Origin of the sequence: Massilia sp. CMS3.1 (assembly GCF_051262535.1) — a bacterium.
Lineage (GTDB): Bacteria > Pseudomonadota > Gammaproteobacteria > Burkholderiales > Burkholderiaceae_D > Telluria.
Window position 1 is genome coordinate 23,583 of record NZ_JBIMES010000011.1, and the last position, 23,348, is coordinate 46,930.

21 protein-coding genes are annotated in these 23,348 nt (G+C 66.4%); 16 read left to right on the top strand and 5 right to left on the bottom strand.

Going from position 1 to position 23,348, the window contains the following annotated elements:
* Positions 1 to 77 precede the first annotated feature (77 nt).
* On the bottom strand, positions 78 to 3,230 hold the full coding sequence (locus tag ACHAC9_RS17575; RefSeq protein ID WP_435761716.1) for a penicillin-binding transpeptidase domain-containing protein: 3,153 nt from the start codon (positions 3,228 to 3,230) through the stop codon (positions 78 to 80).
* A 225-nt stretch (positions 3,231 to 3,455) separates the two neighbouring features.
* On the opposite strand from ACHAC9_RS17575, the gene ACHAC9_RS17580 reads away from it, so the two are divergent.
* The 5 genes from ACHAC9_RS17580 to pepA all read left to right on the top strand — a co-directional run bounded on the left by ACHAC9_RS17580 (position 3,456) and on the right by pepA (position 7,609).
* On the top strand, positions 3,456 to 3,692 hold the full coding sequence (locus tag ACHAC9_RS17580; RefSeq protein WP_435761718.1) for a hypothetical protein: 237 nt from the start codon (positions 3,456 to 3,458) through the stop codon (positions 3,690 to 3,692).
* A gap of 203 nt (positions 3,693 to 3,895) precedes the next feature.
* Positions 3,896 to 4,498, top strand: a complete 603-nt coding sequence (locus ACHAC9_RS17585; protein WP_435761719.1) for a YXWGXW repeat-containing protein — start codon at positions 3,896 to 3,898, stop codon at positions 4,496 to 4,498.
* A gap of 112 nt (positions 4,499 to 4,610) precedes the next feature.
* Positions 4,611 to 5,297, top strand: a complete 687-nt coding sequence (locus ACHAC9_RS17590; RefSeq protein WP_435761720.1) for a ribonuclease HI family protein — start codon at positions 4,611 to 4,613, stop codon at positions 5,295 to 5,297.
* Positions 5,298 to 5,354: 57 nt separating this feature from the next.
* Entirely contained in the window at positions 5,355 to 6,593 is a 1,239-nt protein-coding gene (locus ACHAC9_RS17595) for a TCR/Tet family MFS transporter (protein WP_435761721.1), read from the top strand.
* Between the two features lie 164 nt (positions 6,594 to 6,757).
* Positions 6,758 to 7,609 carry a flocculation-associated PEP-CTERM protein PepA gene (pepA, locus tag ACHAC9_RS17600; RefSeq protein ID WP_435761723.1) on the top strand — a complete coding sequence of 284 codons (852 nt, stop codon included), beginning with the start codon at positions 6,758 to 6,760 and terminating at the stop codon, positions 7,607 to 7,609.
* Between the two features lie 109 nt (positions 7,610 to 7,718).
* Here pepA and ACHAC9_RS17605 read toward each other — a convergent pair whose 3' ends face one another.
* Positions 7,719 to 9,929 carry a TonB-dependent receptor plug domain-containing protein gene (locus ACHAC9_RS17605; protein ID WP_435761725.1) on the bottom strand — a complete coding sequence of 737 codons (2,211 nt, stop codon included), beginning with the start codon at positions 9,927 to 9,929 and terminating at the stop codon, positions 7,719 to 7,721.
* A 244-nt stretch (positions 9,930 to 10,173) separates the two neighbouring features.
* On the opposite strand from ACHAC9_RS17605, the gene asd reads away from it, so the two are divergent.
* The gene (asd, locus tag ACHAC9_RS17610; RefSeq protein ID WP_435761727.1) at positions 10,174 to 11,025 is read left to right on the top strand and encodes an archaetidylserine decarboxylase; all 852 of its coding nucleotides are present in this window, start codon (positions 10,174 to 10,176) and stop codon (positions 11,023 to 11,025) included.
* Between the two features lie 2 nt (positions 11,026 to 11,027).
* Here asd and ACHAC9_RS17615 read toward each other — a convergent pair whose 3' ends face one another.
* The gene (locus tag ACHAC9_RS17615; RefSeq protein WP_435761729.1) at positions 11,028 to 11,945 is read right to left on the bottom strand and encodes a LysR family transcriptional regulator; all 918 of its coding nucleotides are present in this window, start codon (positions 11,943 to 11,945) and stop codon (positions 11,028 to 11,030) included.
* A gap of 113 nt (positions 11,946 to 12,058) precedes the next feature.
* Here ACHAC9_RS17615 and ACHAC9_RS17620 point away from each other — a divergent pair, with 113 nt between their 5' ends.
* From ACHAC9_RS17620 to ACHAC9_RS17630, 3 genes are all read left to right on the top strand, one after another.
* Positions 12,059 to 12,655, top strand: coding sequence for an FMN-dependent NADH-azoreductase (locus tag ACHAC9_RS17620; protein ID WP_435761731.1), 597 nt, complete (start codon positions 12,059 to 12,061; stop codon positions 12,653 to 12,655).
* A 29-nt stretch (positions 12,656 to 12,684) separates the two neighbouring features.
* Complete coding sequence (locus tag ACHAC9_RS17625; RefSeq protein ID WP_435761733.1) at positions 12,685 to 13,554, top strand: pirin family protein; 870 nt, start codon at positions 12,685 to 12,687, stop codon at positions 13,552 to 13,554.
* A 92-nt stretch (positions 13,555 to 13,646) separates the two neighbouring features.
* Positions 13,647 to 14,120: a hypothetical protein gene (locus ACHAC9_RS17630; protein ID WP_435761735.1), complete on the top strand. Its 474-nt coding sequence runs from the start codon at positions 13,647 to 13,649 to the stop codon at positions 14,118 to 14,120.
* On the opposite strand, the gene ACHAC9_RS17635 is transcribed toward ACHAC9_RS17630, so the two are convergent.
* On the bottom strand, positions 14,101 to 15,243 hold the full coding sequence (locus ACHAC9_RS17635; protein ID WP_435761737.1) for an acyltransferase family protein: 1,143 nt from the start codon (positions 15,241 to 15,243) through the stop codon (positions 14,101 to 14,103). The genes ACHAC9_RS17630 and ACHAC9_RS17635 overlap by 20 nt on opposite strands.
* Before the next feature lie 105 nt (positions 15,244 to 15,348).
* Here ACHAC9_RS17635 and ACHAC9_RS17640 point away from each other — a divergent pair, with 105 nt between their 5' ends.
* The 3 genes from ACHAC9_RS17640 to ACHAC9_RS17650 all read left to right on the top strand — a co-directional run bounded on the left by ACHAC9_RS17640 (position 15,349) and on the right by ACHAC9_RS17650 (position 17,569).
* Positions 15,349 to 16,323 carry a succinylglutamate desuccinylase/aspartoacylase family protein gene (locus tag ACHAC9_RS17640; protein ID WP_435761739.1) on the top strand — a complete coding sequence of 325 codons (975 nt, stop codon included), beginning with the start codon at positions 15,349 to 15,351 and terminating at the stop codon, positions 16,321 to 16,323.
* 83 nt (positions 16,324 to 16,406) lie between these two features.
* Positions 16,407 to 16,655, top strand: coding sequence for a DUF3297 family protein (locus ACHAC9_RS17645; protein WP_435761741.1), 249 nt, complete (start codon positions 16,407 to 16,409; stop codon positions 16,653 to 16,655).
* Between the two features lie 242 nt (positions 16,656 to 16,897).
* Positions 16,898 to 17,569, top strand: coding sequence for a hypothetical protein (locus tag ACHAC9_RS17650; protein ID WP_435761743.1), 672 nt, complete (start codon positions 16,898 to 16,900; stop codon positions 17,567 to 17,569).
* A 54-nt stretch (positions 17,570 to 17,623) separates the two neighbouring features.
* Here ACHAC9_RS17650 and sugE read toward each other — a convergent pair whose 3' ends face one another.
* Positions 17,624 to 17,944, bottom strand: coding sequence for a quaternary ammonium compound efflux SMR transporter SugE (gene sugE / locus ACHAC9_RS17655; RefSeq protein WP_435761745.1), 321 nt, complete (start codon positions 17,942 to 17,944; stop codon positions 17,624 to 17,626).
* A gap of 156 nt (positions 17,945 to 18,100) precedes the next feature.
* Between sugE and ACHAC9_RS17660 the strand changes: the two genes are divergently transcribed.
* The 4 genes from ACHAC9_RS17660 to ACHAC9_RS17675 all read left to right on the top strand — a co-directional run bounded on the left by ACHAC9_RS17660 (position 18,101) and on the right by ACHAC9_RS17675 (position 23,241).
* Positions 18,101 to 19,162 (top strand): alkene reductase, encoded by a 1,062-nt coding sequence (locus ACHAC9_RS17660; protein ID WP_435761747.1) that lies wholly within the window; start codon positions 18,101 to 18,103, stop codon positions 19,160 to 19,162.
* Between the two features lie 179 nt (positions 19,163 to 19,341).
* Entirely contained in the window at positions 19,342 to 21,999 is a 2,658-nt protein-coding gene (gene pepN, locus ACHAC9_RS17665) for an aminopeptidase N (protein WP_435761749.1), read from the top strand.
* Between the two features lie 3 nt (positions 22,000 to 22,002).
* Positions 22,003 to 22,680 (top strand): hypothetical protein, encoded by a 678-nt coding sequence (locus ACHAC9_RS17670; protein ID WP_435761751.1) that lies wholly within the window; start codon positions 22,003 to 22,005, stop codon positions 22,678 to 22,680.
* Between the two features lie 123 nt (positions 22,681 to 22,803).
* The gene (locus tag ACHAC9_RS17675; protein WP_435761753.1) at positions 22,804 to 23,241 is read left to right on the top strand and encodes an acyl-CoA thioesterase; all 438 of its coding nucleotides are present in this window, start codon (positions 22,804 to 22,806) and stop codon (positions 23,239 to 23,241) included.
* Positions 23,242 to 23,348: the final 107 nt, after the last annotated feature.

Sequence of the window (23,348 nt, forward strand, 5' to 3'; positions counted from 1 at the left end):
TCGATGGCGTATCCGTCAGAAAACGGATTTTGCAAATCATGCCATAGAAACACAAGAACAAGGCGCGCCGAAGCGGCTCAGTTCTTTTGCGCCAGGCTGCGCAGCAGCGCCGCAACCACTGGCGCCGCGTGCTCGCCGCCGGTCGCATCCGACCTGCCGACGAAGACGGCGAACGCCAGGCGCCGCGTCTGCCCCGGCAGACTGCCCGGTTCGAGCCAGCCGGTGAACCAGACGCCAGCCTGCCCCTGCTCACCGACGGGGGCGGTGCCGGTCTTGCCGTACAGGCCGGCGCGCAGGCGGTCGAACTCCGGTCCTTTAAACACGCTCGCCGCCGTACCGGTCGTGACGACTCCGTGCAGGCCGGCGCGGATGCGGTCCAGGCGCACGCCCAGCGCCTCGCCCTTCTGCGTTTGCGCGCTGCGCCCGTCCAGGGCCAGCAGCAGGCGCGGAGCGATCGCCCTGCCCTCGCCCACCGCGCCGGCGGCCAGGGCCATGTGCAGGGGCGTGGCCTGCATGCGCAAACCAATCGCCATCTGGCGCAGCTCGTGGCGCGAACCGATCGGGTCGGAAGTCGCGCTGCTCGCCTGCAGCGCGTCCCAGCCGCGCCAGTCGTAATCCGGTGGCAGCAGGCCGCCGTCGAGCGGCAAGGGACGCTCGAAGCCGAGCCGGCGCGCCATGTCGGCGATCGGGCGCACCCCCAGCAAGGCCGCGTCGTCGAGCGCGCGCAGGCTGGGCACCCCGCCCTGCGCCTTGCCCATCAGGCTGGCGTCGGACAGTTCCGCACCCCAGGCGAACCAGGTGTTCAGGCTGTAAGTCAGCGCCTGGGCCAGGCCCAGCCTGCCATCGATGGCGCGGCGGTCCAGGTTCCCATCGCGAAAATTCGTGATGCGGGCGCCCGTGCCGGCGTTGGGATAGCTGGGGGCATCGGTACGAAAGGCAAAGCCGCGCGTGCCGGCGAGCGCGTTGATGTCGGTGAGCCGCATGCCGCCGAGCAGCGCGTCGAGACGCGGGTCGCGCTGGGCGGCCAGCTCGAGCCCGAGCGCGCTGACGATCTTGAAGGTCGAGCCCGGGCTGCGCTCGGCGCCGCCGTCGTGCTGCAGGGCCGCCTGGCGCAGCAGGCTGCGCGCCGGATCGACGCGATCGAAATCGCGCAGCTCGCGCCAGTCGGCGTGCGCGGCGGGCGCACCAGCGCCGCTGCTGGCCGCGGCCAGGATATCGCCGCTGCCGGTATCGAGCAGCACCAGGCCGGCCTGGCGCCCGTCCGGCGGGCTGGTTCCGCCCTGGCAGCGCGCGCCGTCCCACCCGCCGCGGCGCATGCCGACGCACTCGAGCACCGCCGCGGCGAGACGCTGCAGCTTGATGTCGAGGGTGAGTGTGGCCGCATGCGCGCGCCCGCCTGGCGCCGGCAGGCGCGCCAGCATGCCGGCCACGCTGTTCGCGTGCTGGGGGTTCAGGCCCAGCAGCGTGGCCAGGCCGGCCTCCCGCGCCGCGGCGGTCGGGCTGCCGCCTTCCCACAGCGGCGCGCCGCTGCGGTCGGCCAGCATCACCGGTGCGGACGCCGCGCCCGGGGCTGGAGCCGTGTGCGGGAGGGCCTGCCAGGCGAGCCGGCCTTCCTTCATCTGCAGGTGGCGGTAGGCCGCGTCGCCGCCCCCCATGCCGGCAAGGTCGAGCGGCGCCGCCTCGATCACGACCTGGCGCGCGCCGCGCTGCGGCACCAGCACCAGTTCGCGCACGTCGTCAAGCCGGCGGCAGGCGCGTCCGCCACAGGCCGGGCGCACGGCAGCGGGCGCGGCGCCCGCGATGGCGCTCACCCGCCCCATGAGCATGATGTCGAAGCGCTCGTTCCCGCTGGCCGGCTGCGCCAGCGTCAACACCAGCCGCGCAGTGGCCGCCGTCCCGGGCCAGCCGGCGACGCGCCGCCACGGCGCCCAGCCCTGCGGCAAGGCGTCGAACAGGCGCGACGCGCCCAGGGGCATTGCCTCGCTGGTGGCGGCGCTCATCGATCCGGCCTGCGCCTGCCAGGCCCCGTTGTCAAACCCCGGGCGCAGGCGCCAGGCGAATAAACGCCGTTCGTCATTGAAGACCCGGACCTGTTCGCGCACATAGGCGCCGTCGGCGCGGTGGTGCAAGCGCTCCAGCAGGCGCCGGCCGGCGTCGTCAAACACAACCTGGTCCCAGCCGCGCAAGTCGACACTGCGCTGGGCGGGAGCGGCCGCGCGCCACTGCAGCAGGTCGCGCGGCGCCACCTCGACCAGTCCACCCGGTGCCAGGCGCACGAAGCCGCGTGCCAGCAGGCTGTCGAACAAGGCGCCGTCTTCCAGTGGCGCGCTCGCCTCCCCCGGCACCCGGTAGTCGCCAGGGGCCAGACGGGTACTGCGCATCGGTCCGCGCTCGGGGAAGGCGGCGACCAGAGCAGCCGATCCCGGGCCAGGGGCCGCCGAGTAGCGCGTCAGCAGCAGCTCGCCGCCTTGCGGGCAGGCGGCGCTGGCGCGGCGCGCCACGCGCAGCGCGGCCTGCGCTTCCCACACCAGCCAGCCTTCGCGCCCCAGCACCACGGCGCCGCGCTCGCCGCGCGCAATGCTGCCGCTACTGGCGTCGCCGATCCAGCGCGCGCCCTGACCGTGCCAGGCCAGCTGCAAGGGTGAACCCAGCGCGCCGCTGATATCGACCCGCGGCATGCCAGCACCGGTAAGCACGACATTTCTCAGCGTGACCGGACTGGCCGCGGTCTCGTTGCGCGCGGCCCAGCGTGCCACCTCATCGAAACGGTAGCCGATGCGCAGTACCGCAAGCCGTCGGGTGCCGCCCGCCAGCGCCTGGCTGCACAGGTCGATCACGACGGGCCGTTCGGCACGCATGTTCGATGCGATCAGCAAGGCGCCGCCAGCCTGCGCCGACAGGGTGACGCCAGGCTGCGCCGGTATGCTGAAGGAGACGCCAGGCAGCGCCGGCTGGAAGGACGCGAGCGGCCGCACAGGCCCGCCGCCCGAGGCCAGGCGGCTTGACGCCGCCGTGCCGAGGGAACGCGCGTGGCCGGCGATGAGCAGGGCGCCGCCGGCGGCAAAGCCGGAGGCCAGCAGTATCAGCCAGAAGCGGGACCCGACCCGCCAGCCGGGCGCACACGCCGCCGGCGCCGCCAGTACGCCGCCAGAGCGCAGGTTGCGCGCGCGGCGCCATGCCCTGCGCCTGGCAACCATGCAGGCGCATACCCTGGCGAACACTCCCCCCATCTTCCCTCCCCGGCGGCCGGAATGGCCGCGTCCGTTCACGTCTAGCAGGGGGGAGCGGAAAGCGGACCGTTACCGTCGAGTCAGGGGAGCTTGGTGACTTCGTGTCGGTCCCCGTTTTGTGCAGGCCATCCCGCTTTTCATGCACCTTGTCGCAATCCGATGGAGCTATGCGAAAGCGTTGGCTACATTGGACACATCGAAACCCCACCCGCAAGGAGAAACACCGTGAACATCGCCAAGCACATGGAAGCCGTTTTCGTCGTCGCCCTCGCCGCTGCTGCGTCAAGCAGCTTCTTCACCGACACGCTGCCCGAAGCCCAGGCCCGCCCCGCCGCCATCGTCGATTCGAGCATCGCCACCGAAACCAAAATGGCTGTCGTGGTCGTGAAAGGCAAGCGCCTGGCCCCCGAACAACAGCCGACCGTGCTGGCCGATCGCCGCGTCGGCGGGAGCCGGATTTGATCGCCCTCGCGCGCCGGGCCGCCCCTTGACGGGCGCCCGGCCCGCCCCCTGGCATCGTCCAGCCACGCGTCTCCCCGCCGTTTCCCTCCTGTTGTTGCCGAGCTGCTGGAATCTGTTTCAGTTGTAAGCACATGCATCAAATATCCCATTCCTTCAAGCCGATTGATATATTGAATCATCCGCTTTTGGAGATGGAGACCGACATGAAATCCAGCCTGACCCTCGCAACCCTGATCGCCCTCGGCGCCGCTGCCTACGCACCGCTGCCCTCGATGGCGCAAACCGATGTTCAACTGTATATCGGCTCGGCCCCGCCGGCACCGATGTACGAACGTGCTCCCGCCGTGCGCCACGGTTATGTCTGGTCGCCGGGTTACTGGGACTGGCGTCGCAACCGTCACCACTGGGTGCCGGGCAACTATATCGCCGAGCGCCCCGGCTACGTGTACGCAGCGCCGGCCTGGCATCAGCGCGGCGGCCGCTGGACCATGCAACATGGCGGCTGGGCGCCACGCGGCGGCAACGGCTACTACGCCTCGCGTGACGGGTACGGCCGCCAGGGCTTCTACGACGGCGGACACCGCAGCGGCTACCGCGACGGTTATGGCTACCGCGACCGCGACCGCGACGGCGTGCCTGACCGCTACGAGCGCCGTGGCCGCGACACGGACCGCGACGGCGTCCCGAACCGCTACGACCGCGACCTGGACAACGACGGCGTCTCGAACCGGCGCGACCGCGACCGTGACGGCGACGGCCGCCGCAACGAGCGCGACGACCGCCCGAACAATCCGTACCGCCGCTGATCCCCAGCAGCAGCCGACAGCGCCCTCCGGGGCGCTTTTTTTTCGGCTGTGCGCCCTCGGCCTGGCGCCCCCCGGCGCTGTTTCAACCATCAAAAACGGTTATGCTGTCGCCATGACCGAACTTGACCGCCTGCAAGGCGCCGCCAACCGCAGCGAACTGGCCGCCAGCCGCAAGCTGGCCCGGCGCCGCGGCCTGACATTCGCGGATGCGCTGCGCGCCACGCTCGCCGCCAGCGCTGGGGAAGCCGGCCTGGCCGCGCTGCTGGCGGGACGCGCGGCGCTGCGCGAGGCCGAAGCGGCCCGGGTCCTGGCCAGGCACACGGCGCGCGCGGCGGCGCTGGCCGCGCAGCGCACGCGTCACGACGGATCGCCCACGCCCTGGCGCGCCTGGTTCGACGGCTCGGCCCGGCCCAATCCCGGGCGCTGCGGCATCGGCGCCCGGCTGCTAGGCCCGGATGGCGAACTGCTCGAACTGTCCGAGCCGGCCGGCTACGGCAACAGCAGCGAAGCCGAATACCTGGCGCTGATCGCCGTGCTGGAAGCAGCAAGGAGGATTGGTGCGTTTGACTTGACCGTCTACGGCGACAGCCGGGTCGTGATCGACGACGTCGCCGCGAGCGCAGCGAAAAGCGCATCGGCCCTGCGGCCCTTGCGCGCGCGCGTGCACGCCCTGCTGGCCGGATTGCCGGGCGCCAGCCTGCGCTGGGTGCCGCGCCACAAGAACCTGGATGCCGACGCGCTCTCGCAGCGCGCCAGCGTGAACCCTGCCGTGGAAACCGATGACGCGCTGCGCCCCTGATCCCGGGGCCTGGCGGGTCACGCCGGCGTGCGCGGCCGAGCGGCTGGGGACAGGCACGTGAACGCACCTGTGCCAAAGCCCGACATTCAAGCCCCCACGGGCACGGGCAAGCTCCATTTCGTGCTGGTGAGCGTCTTCATCGACGTACTCGGTATCGGCCTGATCATTCCCGTGATGCCGGGGCTGGTTGGGCAGTTCGTGTCCGGACGCGACGAGCAGGCACTCTGGTACGGCCTGCTCGCGGCCGTGTTCGGCCTGCTGCAATTCCTCTTCATGCCGATGCTGGGCGCGATCAGCGACCGCATCGGACGGCGCCCGGTGCTGCTGTATTCGATGGCCGGCATGTGCCTCAATTTCCTGATCATCGCCTGGGCGCCGACCCTGGCCTGGCTGTTCGTCGGGCGCGCCATCGGCGGCGTGTCGGCAGCGAGCATGTCGGTCGCATCGGCCTATGCGTCGGACGTCTCGACACCGGATCAGCGGGCCGGCAGTTTCGGCAAGATTGGGGCGGCGTTCGGCGCCGGGTTCATTTGCGGTCCGGTGCTGGGCGGCCTGCTGGGCGAGATTTCGCTGGCGCTGCCGTTCTGGGTGGCCGGGGCTCTGGCGGGGGCCAACCTGGTCTACGGAGCGCTGTTCGTGCCCGAGTCGCTGGCACCAGGTGCGCGCGGCCCCTTCGACTGGAAGCGCGCCAATCCCCTGCGCGCAGTGCGCAAACTGCTGGGGCGCCGCGACATCCGCGGCCTGGTGGTCGTCTTCGTGCTGACCACCTTCGCCCAGATGATGACCCACGGCACCTGGGTGCTGTACACCACTTTCCGGTTCGGCTGGACCCCGCGCGACAATGGCATTGCCCTGTTCTGTGTCGGCCTTGCCAGCGTCGTGGTCCAGGCCTGGCTGCTGGCAAAGCTGCTGCGACGCTTCGGCGAGGCGCGCCTGGCGGTGCTGGGCCTGGCCTCCGGGGCCCTGACCTTTCTGCTGTACGGCCTGGCGACCCAGGGCTGGATGATGTACGTGTTCATTTGCTGCAACCTGCTCGCCTTTGCCGCGGGGCCGGCGCTGCAAGCGATCATTTCGCGCGCGACCGATGCCGGCGAACAGGGAGAGCTGATGGGTTCGCTTCAATCGATCAACAGCATCGCGGTGGTCCTGATGCCCCTGCTGGGCGCCGCCATCCTCGGCGAGGTGAGCCACCTCGCACCGAACGACTGGCGCATCGGCAGCAGCTTCTACCTGTCGGCAGCGATGCAGGCGCTGGCAGTGCTGGCGGCACTGCGCTACTTCCGGCGCCGTCGGTGAGGCACATCGATGGCACTGACTAGTTTCTGTCGAAAAACTTTACAGTCACATCTGGAAATTGAAGTTCTTTTTCGCAAGTTACTGATTTAACATGGATATTTCTTTCTGGCATGGTTATTGCTAATAAGCACATAGACCACACCCACTCCTGAAAGAGAATAATAATGAACTTCCTGAAAAAACTTGGCTGCGCTGCAGCTGTCGCACTGGCCGCCGGCACCATCCAGGCGGCGCCTGTCATGAACAATTGGACTTTCAACCCGATTGGCGGGGGCCTCGCCGCCGGCCAGACGATCAAGGAGTCCCTGGACGTCAACGGCACCGGGTTCATTCAGATCAAGCCGACCGGCGCGACCTCGTTCTCGTTTACCGAATATGCAGCCTTCAACATTGCCCAGGCTGATGCCAACGGCAAGCTGTTTCCTGTGAACTATCGCGGCGGCAACATCTATGCGACGCTGGAAGCCTTCGGCACCGGCACCTTCAATGGCGCCTTCACGTTCAGCGGCGGCACCATCCGGATGTACCAGGACCCGATCAACAACCGCTACGCGGGAACCGACGGCATGTTCGGCGCCGACCTTGGCACACTGATCGGCACCTTCGGCGTCCAGGCCGGTGGTGGCGGCCTGGTCGATGCCAATGGCAGCCCGACCAACAATGGCCAGGTCAGCATTCACGCGCAGGCCCAGGCCGGCGCGCTGAAGGCCGGCTACTTCTTCACCGACGGCGGCGTCGACATGTCGACCGTGGACATGACCGCATTCGCCTTTACCAATGCGAATACCATCGGCGCGCCGGGCGCCAACGCGATCAAGGAATTGGCGTGCCAGTTCGCCGGCTTCTCGGGCCCGGGCTGCGCTCCCAAGTCCCGCTATGCGAACGTGCCAGGCAAATACTTCTTTGTTGGCAATAGCGGTCAGTTCAAGTTTGCCGACGTCCCGGAGCCAGGTTCGGTCGCCCTCTTCGGCATCGCCCTGTTCGGTATCGGCGCCCTGCGCCGCCGCGTGAAGTAATCCTTCCGGTTCAAGCTCAGTAAACGACATATAAACGACATATAAACGACCTATAGCCTGGCTTGCCAGGCTATAGGTCGTTTACGCTTTCATTTTTTTTACAGGCTGCTTAGAACTTCAATTCCAGCGTCGCACGCACGCTCGGGCCGGCCTTGAAGCGCGATTCGCGTACCACCAGGCCGCGTCCCACTTCCGCGAAACTGCCGCGGTTCACAAAATCCTGGCCAAGGATATTCGACAGCGCCACGCGCAGCTGCTGCTTCGGATTGAACTTGTAGAGCGCATACGCTTCCAGATCGCGCCGCGCGATGATGGTCGAGGTCTGGCGATCGGAGATGCGCACCTGCCCGCCCTGCTTATAGGCAAAGCTCGCGCCCGTGGTCAGGTCGGCGCGCTTGTAGTCGATGCCGAGGTTGCCCGACAGCGGCGTCTGGCCGTCGAGGCGATTATCCGGCCCGGGCACGCCATCGACGCGCGACCAGTTCGCCGATAGGCTGGCGCGCAGGTCGAGCGCCGGCGCATCCTTCATCAGCGCCTTCAGCGGGAACTTGGTTTCCAGTTCCAGCCCGCGCGTTGTCGCGCGCCCTGCGTTCATCGGCATCGCGACCCAGCGCGCGCCATCGAAATCGACCAGGTAGCGCGTGTAGCCGTCGATGCGGCGCATCGAGCCGCTGATCGAGAGCAGCGCACCTTCGCCCCAGTAATGCTCGTAAGAGGCGTCGATACCGAGCGCCAGTTCCGGTTTCAGGTCCGGATTGCCTGCGTAATCGGGATCGGTCGAACGGTTGTCGATCGAGGTCTGGCGGCGCGGGATCAGTTGCTGGAAGTTCGGCGCCTTGTAGGTACGGGTGACGGCGAAGCGCAGCTGGTCGCCCTTGGTGTCCGGGATCTTGAACAGGGTCTGCATGACCGGACTCCAGACGTTCGAGCTCGAGCGGCCAGTGGTGAAGGTATTGCCGGAGGTAGCCGTGCGGATGCCTTCCCAGCGCGCGCCCAGGTAGACCGACCAGCGCGGCGTCAAGCTCCACTCGTCCTGGGCATACAGCGCCAGGCGCGCTACCCGCGACTCGGACTCTTCGCCCTTCGGGAGCAGCGGAAATACCAGGCGGCCGCTTTCCGTTTCCTCGCGGCTGTCTTCGCGCACCGAATAACCGGCGTCCCAGCCCATGCCCAGTGCGTGGCCGGTGGAGATCGTCTTGCTGAACTTGCCGACCGTGGTGGTGCCCAGTTCCTCGGCTTCCATGTGGACCAGGTTGTCGATCGGGCGTGCGGCTCCTGGGGGAGTCAGGCGCCGGTTGTCGGTCGTGTTCCGGCCGCCGATCAGGCTTGCCTTGACGTCGAGCTTGGCGCCATCGGCCATCTTGTGCACCCAATTGAGCTCGGTGCGCAGGACGTCGTTATCGGACCTGAGCCACGAATCGAGCACCGGGTAGAACGCGGGCGCGCCCAGGCTGGTGCTGGTGGTTTCGTGTTTGTGGTTGCGAAAACGCGCCGAATTGACGAAGCTTTGCGAGGTCAGCGTGTCGCCGTTCTCGCGTGTCCAGTTCAGGCGCGGGGCCAGGTTGAACAGGTTCAGGCGCCCTCTCTCATCGCCGTCGGTATGGCGCGCCAGGGTCGGCAGGCCCGCCAGGTCGTAGCCCTGTTCACTGCTGGTGACGCTGCGGTCGTACTGTTCGAACATGGCGCTGCCGGCGATCGAATACGACATCTTGCCCAGCTTGTCGGACAATTGCATATTCGCGGTCGGACCGCTGAAGCCGCTGCCGGCACGGGCGCCGATCTTGAATTCGCGCTGTCCGGCGCGCACTGCTTTCTTGAGCACGATGTTGACGGTCCCGGCCACCGACTGCGTCGAGAATTCGGCGCTCGCCGCGCGCAGCACTTCGATGCGCTCGATGACGTCGGGCGACAGCGAATCGAGGGTGAAGCCGCTCGGCGCGCGTTCGCCGTTGATCAGGATTTGCGTGTAGCCGGCGCCCAGGCCGCGCATGCGGATTTCGGCGCCGCGCCCGTTCGGGCTGTTGACCGTGATGCCGGGCACGCGCTTGAGCACGTCGGCGACGTTGGTGTCGCCATACCGGGCGATCTCTTCCCGGCCGACGACGATCTTGGTGGCAGTGTCGTCGCGGCGCGGATCGTAACTGTCGGCGCTGCCGCGCACTTCGACCTTCTGCATGGTTTGCCCGCCTGCCGGCGCTGGCGCGGCGGCCTCGGTTTTCGGCGCGGTCGCCGCCGCTGCGGAGGCGGTTTCCTGGGCCAACACGGGAAAGGCGGCGGCCAGCGCGGCAGCGAGCAGGGTCAGGCGAATCGGGGAAAGCATATACATATCAGGAAGGCAAGTTTATGAGCCCGTATTGTCCTTTAGTTCACCTGAGAAAAGATGCCTTGAGGAATATATTTTCGATATGCATGGTCCCGTTGGGCCACAAGCGCTCGGACTTGGGCGCCCAGCGTGGCCGATGCGCTACACTGCCCTGGGGCAGCGCCATCGAAAACAATGATATGCACGCGCACGCCCCTTATTTATAATTCGCCATCATCACAAGCAATAAAGGGCTGCCATCGTGTCCGATCGTTTCAAAGTACTGCCGCAATACGTCATGCCGAAGCAGGCGCTGACCTCGTTTGCCGGGCGCGTCGCCGGCCACCGCGGAGGCAAGGTGACGACCCGCCTGATCCGCTGGTTCGTCGGCAAGTACGGCGTCAACATGGACGAGGCGCATAATTCCGACATCGCCAGCTACCCGAGCTTCAACGAATTCTTCACGCGTCCCCTGAAGGATGGGGTGCGTCCGCTGGCGCAGGCCGATTTCGTCTGCCCGGTCGATGGCGCGATCAGCCAGTTCGGTGCGATCGACGACCACCACATCCTGCAGGCCAAGGGCCACAAGTTCACCACTACCGAGCTGGTCGGCGGCGATGCGACACTCGGCACGCAGTTCCAGCACGGCGCCTTTGCCAACCTCTACCTGAGCCCGAAGGATTACCACCGCCTGCACATGCCGTGCGACGGCCGCCTGACGCGCATGATCTACGTGCCGGGCGCGCTGTTCTCGGTCAACCCGACCACCGCGCGCGGCGTGCCGGGCCTGTTCGCACGCAACGAGCGCGTCGTCTGCGTGTTCGAGTCCGACGAATTCGGCACCTTCGTCATGGTGCTGGTGGGCGCGACCATCGTCGGCAGCATGGCCACCCCGTGGCATGGCGTCGTCAATCCGCAACGCACCGGCCGTATCTCGGAATGGACCTATGACTCCTCCCCGGTGCTGCTGAAAAAGGGCGAAGAGATGGGCCGCTTCCTGCTCGGCTCGACGGTGGTGATGCTGTTCAAGGAAAAGACCATCGCGTTCAACCCGGACTGGGCGCCGGAGCGCAAGGTGCGACTCGGCGAAATGATGGGGAACCGGCCGGTCTGATATCAACAACCCCGGCTTTCCTGCGCCTCGCTGCAAAACAGTTCTTCCATCATGTCGAGAAAGGCGCGTGTCTTGGCCGGCATCAGGCGCCGTCCGGGGAACACGGCCCAGCCGGTGGCGGCCGGCAGGTCCCATTCCGGCAGCACCCGCACCAGTTCTCCCGTGCTTACCAGTGGCGCCGCGAACAGTTCGGAGCTGGCCGCAATTCCGGCGCCGTTGCAGGCGATGCGGGCCAGCAGGTCGGGCGAGTTCGCCGTGAGGCGCGCCGGCAGTTCGCGTTGCCATCGCAGCTTGCCGCGCGTGAGCGTCCAGGACAGCGGTCCGCCACCCCGGCTGAGCAGGCACAGCAAGTCGTGGCCGAGCAAGTCGTCCGGGTGCTCGGGTAAACCGCGCACGGCCGTGTAGCTGGGCGAGGCATACAGGCCAAAGCGCTGCAGCGTGACGCGCCGTGCTGCCAGCGTCGAATCGTCCGGCAAATCTCCCATGCGGATCGCGATGTCGAAGTTTTCCGCCACCAGGTCGACCCGGCGCGGCGACAGATCGAGTTCGACGCTCACCGCTGGGTAGCGCGCAAGAAAAGTCCCGATCATCGCGCTCATGCCGAGGTTGGCGAAATCGGCGGGCAGCGAGATGCGCAGGCGTCCACTCGGCGCGGCCTGGCGGTGCTGGGCCAGCGCGCCGGCCGCTTCCGACTCCTCGGCCACCTTGCGCGCGTGTTCCAGCAGGCTGGCGCCGAATTCGGTCACCATCAGTTTGCGCGTGGTGCGGGCAAGCAGCCGTTCGCCGAGGCGCGCTTCGAGCAGCGAGATGCGGCGCGAGACCGTCGACTTGGGCAGGCTGACGCGCGTGGCTGCCGCGCTGAAGCTGCCCGCTTCGACGATGCGCGCAAACAGCAGCAGGTCATTCGGTTCGATGTCCATCAGATTGTTCCACTGGCTGAATAAAGTTATCCATTCTAAGGTCTTCTGGATTGATTTTGGAACTGTTACAGTGTCTTCATCGCAGGACCAATCACTTACAGGAAGACACCGACATGAACATTCTCCAGATTACCTCCAGCCTGCGCGGCGCCGAATCCGAGTCAAGCCGTGTCACCAACAGCATCGTCGCCAGGCTCGTCGCCGCTAATCCGAATGCCACCGTCGTGACCCGCGATTTGGCGCGCAATCCGCACCCGCAGCTCGACGAAGCCGCGCTCGGCGCCCTGTTCACGCCAGTGGAATCGCGCAGCGCCGAGCAGGCAGCCCGCGTGGCCCTCGACGACGCCCTCATCGCCCAGCTGCAGGCCGCCGACGTGCTCGTGATCGGCGCGCCGATGTACAACTTCAGCATTCCGGTGCAACTGAAAAGCTGGTTCGATGCGATCGCCCGTGCCGGCGTGACCTTCCGCTACACCGAGTCCGGTCCGGAAGGCCTGTTGAAAGGCAAAAAGGTATTCGTGGCCACCGCGCGCGGCGGCATCTATCCGGCCGAGGCTGACCCGCAAGTGCCGTTCGTGCGCATGCTGCTGAACTTCCTGGGCATGACCGACAACACCTTCATCCATTCGCCGGCACAGGCGATGGGTCCGGAAGCGTCGAGCAAGGGCCGTGCAGAAGCCGACGCCACCATCGAAGCCGCACTGGCGTAAATGGCCGGGCGGCGCTACAGGAGACGATGATGAATGCAGTGCTTGAAGAACGTGTAGCGCGGCCACGCGGCGTGGAACGCATCGTCGCAGGCCAGTTCGTGATGGACGGGGCCGGTGTGAAGATTAACCGCGTCCTGACCCACACCTTGCAGCGCCGCCTCGACCCCTTCCTGATGCTCGACGCTTTCGGCAGCGACAAGGCCGGCGACTACATCGCGGGCTTTCCGGAGCATCCGCACCGTGGTTTCGAGACCGTCACCTACATGCTGGCCGGACGCATGCGCCACCGCGACAGCGGCGGCAACGAGGGCCTGATCACGGACGGCGGCGTGCAGTGGATGACGGCCGGGCGCGGCGTGATCCACTCCGAGATGCCGGAGCAGAATGAAGGCCTGATGGAAGGCTTCCAGCTGTGGTTGAACCTCCCGGGCAAGGACAAGATGCGCGATCCGTGGTACCGCGACATCCCGAATGCCGAGGTGCCGCGCTTCACGCTCGAGTCAGGCGTGACCGTGCAGGTGATCGCCGGGACCACGCACGGCGTCGAAGGCGCCGTGCAGCGCGAAGGCACCGAGCCGCTGTATCTCGACATCGACCTGCCTGCGGGCGCCAGCTTCGAGCAGGTACTGCCCCCCGGGCACAATGCCTTCATCTACGTGTTTCGGGGCGAGGCGGTGGTTGCCGGCCGCGGCGTGCCGCAAACGCGCATGGCCATTCTCGACAATGCCGAAGGCGCGGACGGCGTCGTCATCAAGGCGCCGAGCGGCGCCCGCCTGCTGTTGCTCGCGGGCCGTCCCTTGAACGAACCGATCGCGCAGTATGGTCCGTTCGTGATGAATACGCAGGCCGAACTGCAGCAGGCGGTCGAGGATTTCCGAAGCGGGCGTTTCGGCGCCTGATTGTCACCCGTTTTACGCGCGCCTGGGCGGTCGATGGATCGCCCGGCGCGCTTGCGTTACACTGCCGGCATGTGCTTCTCCACACTCCTGCCATGCCATTGATGCCCGTCCTGATCGACCTGCTCTCGCGCGCCAGCCATGCGCTCGGCTTCGAGACGGTGGACCGCTTCCCGCGCAACCATCTCCATGCGCGCACGCACTGGGACCGGGCCTACTTCGATATCGCCTCCGACCTGAAACCCGACGCCATCGAGCGTTCGCTGTGCGCGTCGATCGACAACACCCCGTCGGTGTTCGCGCACATCGCCAACCCGACGCCGGCCATGCAGCGCACGCTGCTGGGCGTGATCGACGCCCGCCTGCGCCGCTCCTGCGGCGCGCCGACCGACCTCGTGACGCTGCTGATCGACGCTTACCGCAGTCCTTACACGATCGAAGCGCGGCCGGGACTGCGCGCGGCGATCGACGCGACCGAGGGTCTCGCGCTACATGAGCGCGTCCACGCGGTGCTGGCCTTTCTCGGCGCGATGCCGGCAGCCTTCGATGTCATCGAGGCGCAGGACTGAAGGTGGGACGCGCCAGGTTGCTCGGCACGTAGCGTTCGCGCAGCGCCATGAAGGGCGTTTCCACCAACCGGTACAAGATCCAGCCCGACAGCACCGACAGCGACAGCAACAGCACGACCGCAACGATGGAATGCGGGCCGTAGCCGAGCGCCTGCAAGGGAGCGGCGGCGACCGCGCTGGCGCCACGGTGGGTCAGGTAGATCGCGTACGACCACACGGCCAGGCGTCCGGCGCCGGGAATGCGCAACTCCCGCAAGAGCGAGCGCGGCGACAAGGCGGCGAGGATCAGCAAGCCAAAGCCCAGTCCCAGCAGTGGGTAGCCGAAGACGGTTGCCACGAACCCGTAGTGCTGATCCAGGAACAGCCAGAAGCTCAGCCCCGTGATCGCGAGCCCGGCGACCAGCATGCGGTTGCCGTGGCTGGTGACGCGCGTCCACACGTCCGGATGGTGGTTCTTCAGCAGCGCCAGCGACACGCCGGCCACCAACTCGTCGAGCCTGCATAAGCTCGAGTAATAAATGAGCTTGTAATAGAAGTAAATCCCATACTTCTGGGCATCGACATGCTCGGACCAGAGCTGGGCGCGCAGCACCATGCCGGCCGCGACCACGCACACGATGACTACCCAGGCGACAGAGATGCGCAGCCGCAGTAGGGCGCCGGCCAGCGCCAGCGCCGGCAGCAGCAGATAGAACTGTTCCTCGATCGCGAGCGACCAGCTGTGCGAAAACGCGGTACCGGGCGCCAGGCCCAGGTTCTGGGTGAAACTCAGGTAGCGCCAGAGTGGCGCGAGCGGCGCATTCTCGCCCCAGGCCGGCCAAAGAAAATAAATCGCCAGTATCACGAAATAATTGGGCAGCGTGCGCAGCAGGCGGCGCGCGTAGAAGGCCTTCAGGGACAGGCCGGCGTCCGTCTTCAGGGCGGCAAAGATCTGGTTGCCGATCAGGTAGCCCGAGAGCGCAAAGAACAGGTCGACGCCGGCCCAGCCGATCCGCCCGAGCCAGCCGAAGGTGGCATCGTCGTGCGAGACGAACAGCGTGTAATGGTGCAGGACGACCAGTGTGACGGCGAGCGCGCGCAGGGTGTCGAGACCATGCAGGCGGGCGCTGCGGGGATCAATCATGGGATCGCGTGAAAACAGGAGTGGCGGATCATGCCATGCCCATTTCGCACGTGCCAGTGATTCCCGATAAAATGGCGGCACCGATATTTCTTTGGATCATCACGCATGACCTCCACACCGAATCTGCAGTTCAAGTTTGTCAACTATACCGGCTTGGGTGACGGCCCGAGCGTGATCATCATGGGCGCGACCCACGGCAACGAGATCTGCGGCACCGAGGCGATCCGGCGCGTCATGGCTGAACTCGACAGCGGCGCGCTGCGCATTGCGGCCGGCAGCGTGACGTTTGTTCCGATCGTCAATCCTCTCGCCTACGCGAAAAACGAACGCAACGGCGAGCGCAACCTGAACCGCAACCTGTTCCCCAAGGACGAGCCGCAGGATTTCGAGGACCGCATTGCCAACTGGCTCTGTCCGCTGCTGGCACAGCACGACGTGCTGCTCGACCTGCACTCGTTCAATGCAGCCCATGGCGAGCCATTCGTGATGGTCGGGCCCGTCAATAACGGGGGCCCGCTCGAACCCTTCGGGCAGGCCGAGAAAGAACGCGCCCTGGCGCGCCGCCTGGGCGTGCGCCGTTTCGTCACCGGCTGGATGGCGGCCTATGGCGGTGGGGTGCAGCGCCGTTCGCGCGGCAACGCCGACGAACTCGAAACCGTGCTGCGCTACGGCGTCGGCACCACCGAATACATGCGCACCACGGGCGGCTATGCGCTCACGCTCGAATGCGGCCAGCACGTCGACCCGCAGGCGCCGCAAGTGGCCTACCGCGCCATCCTCAACACGCTGGCGTTCCTCAAACTGATCGAGGCGCCGGAACCGGAACCGGTGCCGTTTGACGAGATGGAAGCGCTGCAGATGGTCGTGGTGCACGACAAAGAGGACGCGGGCGACGTCTTTTCACGTAGCTGGGCCAGCTTCGATCCGGTCGCCGAGGGCGAGCAGATCGGCACGCGGGCCGATGGCAGGCCGGTGCTGGCAGAATTTAGTGGCCGGATCCTGTTCCCGGATGCCAAGGCGGGGGCGAATTCGGAGTGGTATTACCTGACGCGGGCGAATCCGGAGTTCGGGCGCGACTGAAACAGGGACCTCGCTACATGGGTCCAGATGTCGCAAGCGTGCGCCGTTGTCGTCGCTTGCGAACTAGTGGATAATTCGCACCCATGACCGATACCGCTACCCTCCCCCCTCTTCCAGACCGGCTCTCCATCGATCCGAGCAGCCCTTTCCACAACCGCGACGTGTTCCAGCATGACGTCGGTATCCGCTTCAACGACAAGGACCGTTTCGACGTCGAAGAGTATTGCTTGAGCGAAGGCTGGATCAAGGTCGCCGCCGGCAAGACGCTCGACCGCAAGGGTAAGCCGATGCTGATCAAACTGAAGGGCAAGGTCGACGCGTTCTACCGCTGATCGACCCGGCCGGCGCACCGCGCCGGCATCTTCCTCATTTCCTCTTTCCCGCCAATGAACGGTGCTGTCCGCTGCGGCGCGCCGCTCGACTCGTCGGCTGTCGCCCTACCACAACAGATGATGTTGCATTGCGGAAAAAGCGCTTGCCTGTCCAAATCCAGAACAATATGATGGCGTGCTTGGGATTGCCAATCGGCAATTCGTCGCTCGCACCAGCGCACGCTGAGATATTGGAAAACCAGATGAAATTTACGAAGATTGTGTCGATCCTGTTGGTCACGCTGGCAGCGGCAAGCACCGCCCAGGCCCGCGAAATCGCCACCACCGTCGACCTCGGCACGACCGGCCTTGGCCTGCACCTGAGCACCCCGGTCGCACCGAACCTGAACGCCCGCGTCGGCCTGAACTTCGCCAGCTACTCCTACGATGGCAATACCTCGGACGTGGAATACGACTTCAAGCTCAAGCTGGCTACCGTGGACGCCTTGCTCGACTACCATCCGTGGGGCAGCGCCTTCCGCGTCAGCGGCGGCCTGGTCTACAACGGCAATAGCATCGACGCGAACGCCAAGCCGAACGCGAACGGCACCTACACCATCAACGGGCGCACCTACAGCTCGGCGATGGTCGGCGACCTGAGCGGCAAGATCGACTTCCGCAAGACCGCCCCTTATCTCGGCATCGGCTGGGGCAACGCGGTCGCGGCGGCGGGCTGGGGCTTCGGCATGGACCTGGGCGTGGCTTTCCAGGGTTCGCCGAAAACCAGCCTGGCGTCCCGTGGCTGCACCGCACCGGCTCCCGTGTGCGCCCAGGTCGCGAACGACGTCGCGGCAGAAAATGCCAAGCTGGCCGACGAAGTGAAGGATTTCAAGCTGTATCCCGTGATCCGCGTGGGCGTCAGCTACCGCTTCTGATGCAAGGCACAGGGTACGAATGAAAAGCAGGCTGCTGGCCTGCTTTTCTTTGTGTCAGGCCGGCGTCAACAGTTTGAGGCCTGCGATCCCGAGTGCGATCAGGCCGATCGAGCCGATGCGCAGCGCGCCGGCCGGCTCGCCCAGCATCATCATGCCGAACGCTGCGGTGCCGATCGTGCCGATGCCGGTCCAGACTGCGTAGGCCGTGCCGAGCGGCAGGTTACGCAGGGCCAGGCCCAGCATGCCGACGCTGAGCAGCATCGCCAGCAGCGTAAAAGCCGTCGGAATCGGCTTGGTGAAGCCTGCGGTGTACTTCAGTCCGACTGCCCACGCCACTTCCAGCAAGCCTGCCACCACCAGATAAATCCAGCTCATTTTCAACCTTTCGCGGGGCTTCCCCGTCCGTGAAAAACGGGCGCAAGTATAGCACCGCCCTGCGTTCAGCCCGGCATCACGGGCGAAAATGTGGCGTCCTCGGCAGGAATCGGGCGCGTCCCGTAAGATGCCCGGACTTCATCCAAGAGGAACGCAATGACCACTTTATTCGACCCCATCACCATCGGCGCGCTGCAACTGCCGAACCGCATTATCATGGCGCCATTGACCCGTGCCCGCGCCATCGGCCCGGACCGCGTGCCGAACGCCCTGATGGCGGAGTATTATGTCCAGCGCGCCAGCGCCGGCCTGATCCTGTCGGAAGCGACTTCGGTCACGCCGATGGGCGTCGGCTACGCCGACACCCCGGGCATCTGGTCCGACGCGCAGGTGGCAGGCTGGAAGCAGATCACCGAGGCCGTGCACGCCGCTGGCGGACGCATCGTCATGCAACTCTGGCATGTGGGCCGCATTTCCGACCCGGTGTTCCTGGACGGCGCGGCACCCGTCGCCCCGAGCGCGGTGAAGCCGGCCGGCAGCGTCAGCCTGGTGCGCCCGAAGCGCGACTACGCCACGCCGCGCGCGCTCGAGACAAACGAGATCGCCGGCATCGTCGCGGCCTACCGCAAAGGCGCCGAAAATGCAAAGAAGGCGGGCTTCGACGGTGTCGAGATCCACGGCGCCAACGGCTACCTGCTCGACCAGTTCCTGCAAGACAGCACCAACTTCCGTACCGACGAATACGGCGGCTCGATCGAGAACCGCGCGCGCCTGATGCTGGAAGTGACGGATGCCTGCATCGCCGTCTGGGGCGCGGACCGCGTCGGCATGCATCTGGCGCCACGCCGCGACGCACACGACATGGGCGATTCGACCCCTGTCGAGACCTTCGGCTACGTCGCACGCGAACTGGGCAAGCGCGGCATCGCCTTCATCTTCGCGCGCGAAGCCGTAGGCGAGGACAGCCTGGGACCCGTATTGAAGAAACAGTTCGGCGGCGTCTTCATCGCCAACGAAAAGATGACGGTCGAGGCGGCCGAGCGCCTGCTCACTGCCGGCGACGCCGATGCCATCGCTTTCGGCCTGTGGTTCATCGCCAATCCGGACCTGCCGGAGCGCCTGCAGAGCGGTGCGGACCTCAATCCCCTGCGTCCGGACGTGATTTACGGTAGCGGCGCCGAAGGCTATACGGACTATGCGGCGCTGAAGCAGGCGTAATGTCGCGACAAGGCTGGCCGGCATGGCCAGCCTTCCAGTCGTACCGACCCGTATGCACGGGGTATGTACGCCCCGTGAGTGCATCCGGTTTCCCCTGTAATTGCTGTTGCGCTCATGATATTCTTGCGCAATTCGCATGCTGCGCCGGTCGGCGGTGCACGCGCCAACAGGGAACCAACTTGACTATTCTTGCACCACGCGCGATGACGATCGCCATCGCAACAGCTTTCGCCGTATCGGTATTCGCAGCGAGCGGCGCCTGCGCCGCCCCGGCGCCCCGCGCCGAAAACGCTTTCCTTTCCCAGCAGGACGCCGCCGCCCGCTCGGCGCGCGTGTCGAATGTCGAGTATGCGCTCGAGTTCACGCTGACCGGAAAAGAAACCTTCAGCGGCGTCACCACCGCCAGCTTCGACCTGAACGATACAGGCGCGCCGCTGACGATCGACCTCGACAAGGCGACCGTAAAATCGGTCAGCGTCAACGGCAAGCAGGCAGAGACGAAGTACAACAACTGGTTCGTGACGATCGCCCCCGCCGACCTGGTCAAGGGCCGCAACAGCGTCGTCATCGCCTACGAACGAGCGCACAGCACGAATGGCGAAGGCCTGCACCGCATGGTCGACCCGGTCGATAACCGGGTGTATACGTACTCGCACTTCGAACCGGCCGCCGCACACCAGATGTTCGCGGTCTTCGACCAGCCCGACCTGAAGGCGACCTATCAGGTGACGGCCACGGCGCCCGCCGACTGGCATGTGGTGTCGACCACGCGCGAGACCAGCATCGAGATTGCTGGCGCCAGCAAGCGCTGGGTCTTCCCCAAGTCGAAGAAGCTGAGCCCATACAATTTCTCGCTGCACGCCGGCCCCTACAAGGTATGGGAAGACAAGAGCGGCAAGTACCCGATGCGCCTGTTCGCGCGCCAGTCGGTGGCCGCGCAAGTCACGCCCGAAGACTGGTTCGGCTACACGAAGAACGGCCTGGCCTTCTTCGACAACTATTTCGGCATTCCTTACCAGTTCGAGAAATACGACCAGCTGATCGTGCCCGACTTCCTGTACGGCGCGATGGAGAACGCCGGCGCGATCACCTTCGCCGAACGCGGCTTCCTGCACAAGGCGAAGATGACCGATGCCCAGCGCCAGTCGCTGGCCTCGGTGATCATGCATGAGATGGCGCACCAGTGGTTCGGCGACCTCGTCACCATGCAGTGGTGGAACGGCCTGTGGCTGAACGAGAGCTTCGCCTCCTTCATGGGCACGCTGGCGACCGCCGAGTCGACCGAATTCAAGGACGCCTGGCAGCACTTCTATTCGACCGGCAAGCAGGCCGCCTACGTGCAGGACCAAAAGGCGAATACCCACCCGATCGAGGTGCCGGTGCCGTCGACCGCGAACGCGTTCGACAACATCGATGCGATCACGTACTCGAAGGGCGCCTCGACCCTGATACAGCTGCGCCACCTGCTGGGCGCGGAAGTCTTCCGCAAGGGCGTGCACAACTACCTGACCAAGTATTCCTACGAGAACGCCAGGCTCGACGACTTCATCGGCAGCCTGGGCCAGGCGGCCGGGCGCGACTTGTCGGGCTGGACGCGCGAGTGGCTCTACGAAGCGGGCGTGAATACGATTGCTGCGAACTTCAGCTGCACCGGCGGCAAGGTCAGCGCCTTCTCCCTGCAGCAGAGCGCGCCGAGCAAGCTTTTGCCGACCCTGCGCGAACAGCGCGTGCAGGTTGCCACCTTCAAGGTCGAGGGCGGCAAGCTGGTGGCGCTGCAAAACGTGCCCGTGACCTACAAGGGCGCGAACACGAAAGTGGCGGCGCTGGCGGGCAGCGCATGCCCGGACCTGGTGTATCCGAACTACCAGGACTGGGGTTTCGTGAAGGTCCAGCTCGACAAACGTTCGTTCGAGACCGCGCGCACCAGCCTGGCGAGCGTCGATGATGCGCTGCTGCGCACGATGCTGTGGCAGAGCCTGTGGGACGGCGTACGCGACGGCAAGCTGCCGCTGAACGAATTCATCAAGACGGTGCTGGTGAACGCGCCGCTGGAGAAGGATTACACGCTGCTGGGCGACGTGCTGGGCAAGCTTGCCGATTCGAAGGAATACCTGGACCTGATGGGTGTGAACTCGGCCTGGGCCACGCAGACCCGCACGGACCTGGAAGCGATGGCGTGGAAGGCGGCCAATGCCAGCAAGGGCAACGAGAACTTCCAGCGCCGCTGGTTCGACGCCTACCTGTTCCTGGCCAGCAGCCCGCAAGCGCTCGATCACCTGGCCGGGATCCTGGACGGCACCTCCACCGTCGAGGGCCTGGCGATCAACCAGGACCTGCGCTGGGCCATCGTGCGCCGCCTGAACCGCTACAACCATCCGGGCGCAGCCGCCCTGGTGGAGCTTGAAGCCAAGCGCGACAACTCCGACGCCGGCCAGGCTGCGGCACTCGCCGCGACCGTGATCCGTCCGGATCCGAAGCTGAAAAGCGAGTGGCTCGGCACGGTCGAGGACTTGCAGACGACACTGCCGTTCTCGAAGGTGCGCACGGCGATCGACAACCTGTACCCGGCCGAGCAGAATGTGCTGGCCGAACAGACGGCGGCCCAGCGCCTGGCGAAGCTGCCGGCGATCGACAAGGCGGCCGGCCCGGTCTATATGCGCAGCTATGCCGGTTCGCTGATTCCGACGAGTTGCACGCCGGCCAGCGTCAAGCGCCTGAGCCAGGCCGCGGCAACGATGAAGGGCCTGTCGGCCGGCACCCGCCGTTCGCTGCTCGACGCCCAGCAGGAAGACCAGCGCTGCGTGACCATCAAGGCAGCCATGACGGCACCGAGGTAAGCATTGCAGCACGGCGCCACGCCAGGCTACGGCGGATCCCGGCCATGGACCCCGCTCGTCCTGACCCTTGGCCTGCACCTGCTGCTGGTGCTGGCCTGGTGGACGAGCGCGCGCCCCGCTGCACCGGAGCCGGCGCCGCGCGCTTCCACTTTGGTGCTGGTGCAGGCCCTGCCCTGGCCGGCGCCGCAGCCGGCTGCTCCTGCGCCGCCGTCTCGGGCACGTGCGCGCCAGCCGGCCGTTTTTGTCGCACCTTTGCCCGAGCCGGCAACACCATCCTCCACCCCGCCCCCTGCCGACCCCGAACCGGCCGGTGAGTCGCAGCCCGACGCACGGGGCTCGCCACTGCCGGGCGACCTGCTCGCGAATTCGATAGCGATGGCGGGGCAGGTCGACCGCGACCTGCGCAAGGGGTCCAGCCCGATCACGGCCGAGCCCGAGCGCAAATGGGAGCGCTTCGCCGAAGCCTTTGCGGCCGCACGCGCGAGCCGGCCCCCTGGCCTGACGCTCGAGAGCTATACGGCACCCGACGGCGTGACCATTTACCGCAAGACCGTGGCCGGCCGGCCGCGCTGCTACCGCAGCGGCAGCGTCGGCGGCCTCGTCACGGGCTTTGGAAACGCCGATGGTCACGGCGCCGGCCGTACCACCTGCCCCACCAACGTCAGCTGGACCCGCCGCTGAGAGCGCGCTCCAACCCCAACGCTTGTGGCCTGCCTCTGCTGGCACGCACGGCTCGGCGAGCCCGGCAAGCGGCTAGAATGGCGCTTTGCCGGCGCCACGCCGCCTGTTCGAAGGGGAGTTGAATTGACCTTGGATTATCCGCAACCGTTTCTGTTATCCCTGGCGCCGGGCGCCGCGGATATCGATGGGCTGAACCACACGAACAATGCAGTTTACGTGCGCTGGTGCGAGCAGATTGGCTGGGCGCACTCCGAGTCGCTTGGCCTGGGGCTCGAGGATTACCGGCGCCTGGACCGCGCGATGGCGATCCGGCGCGGCGAATACGATTACATCCTGCCGACGCTGCTGGGCGAGGAGCTGCTTCTTGCGACCTGGCTGGTCGGCGGCGACGGCAAGCTGTCGATGGAACGCCGCTTCCAGCTGGTGCGCACGAGCGACGGGGCGACCGTGCTGCGCGGGCGCTGGGAACTGGTCTGCATCGACGTCACAGGCGGCCGGCCGCGCCGCATGCCGCCCGAATTCCTCGACGCCTACATGCCGCAGGTCGTGAAAAGGGGCTGAAGGGAACGAGGCCGGGGGCATGCATGTGCCTGCGTGAATCACCTTGCGCCCGCTCAAAGGCAAACTTGAGGGAATCGCGCCGCGCGGCGTTCGCGCCGGGCGACACT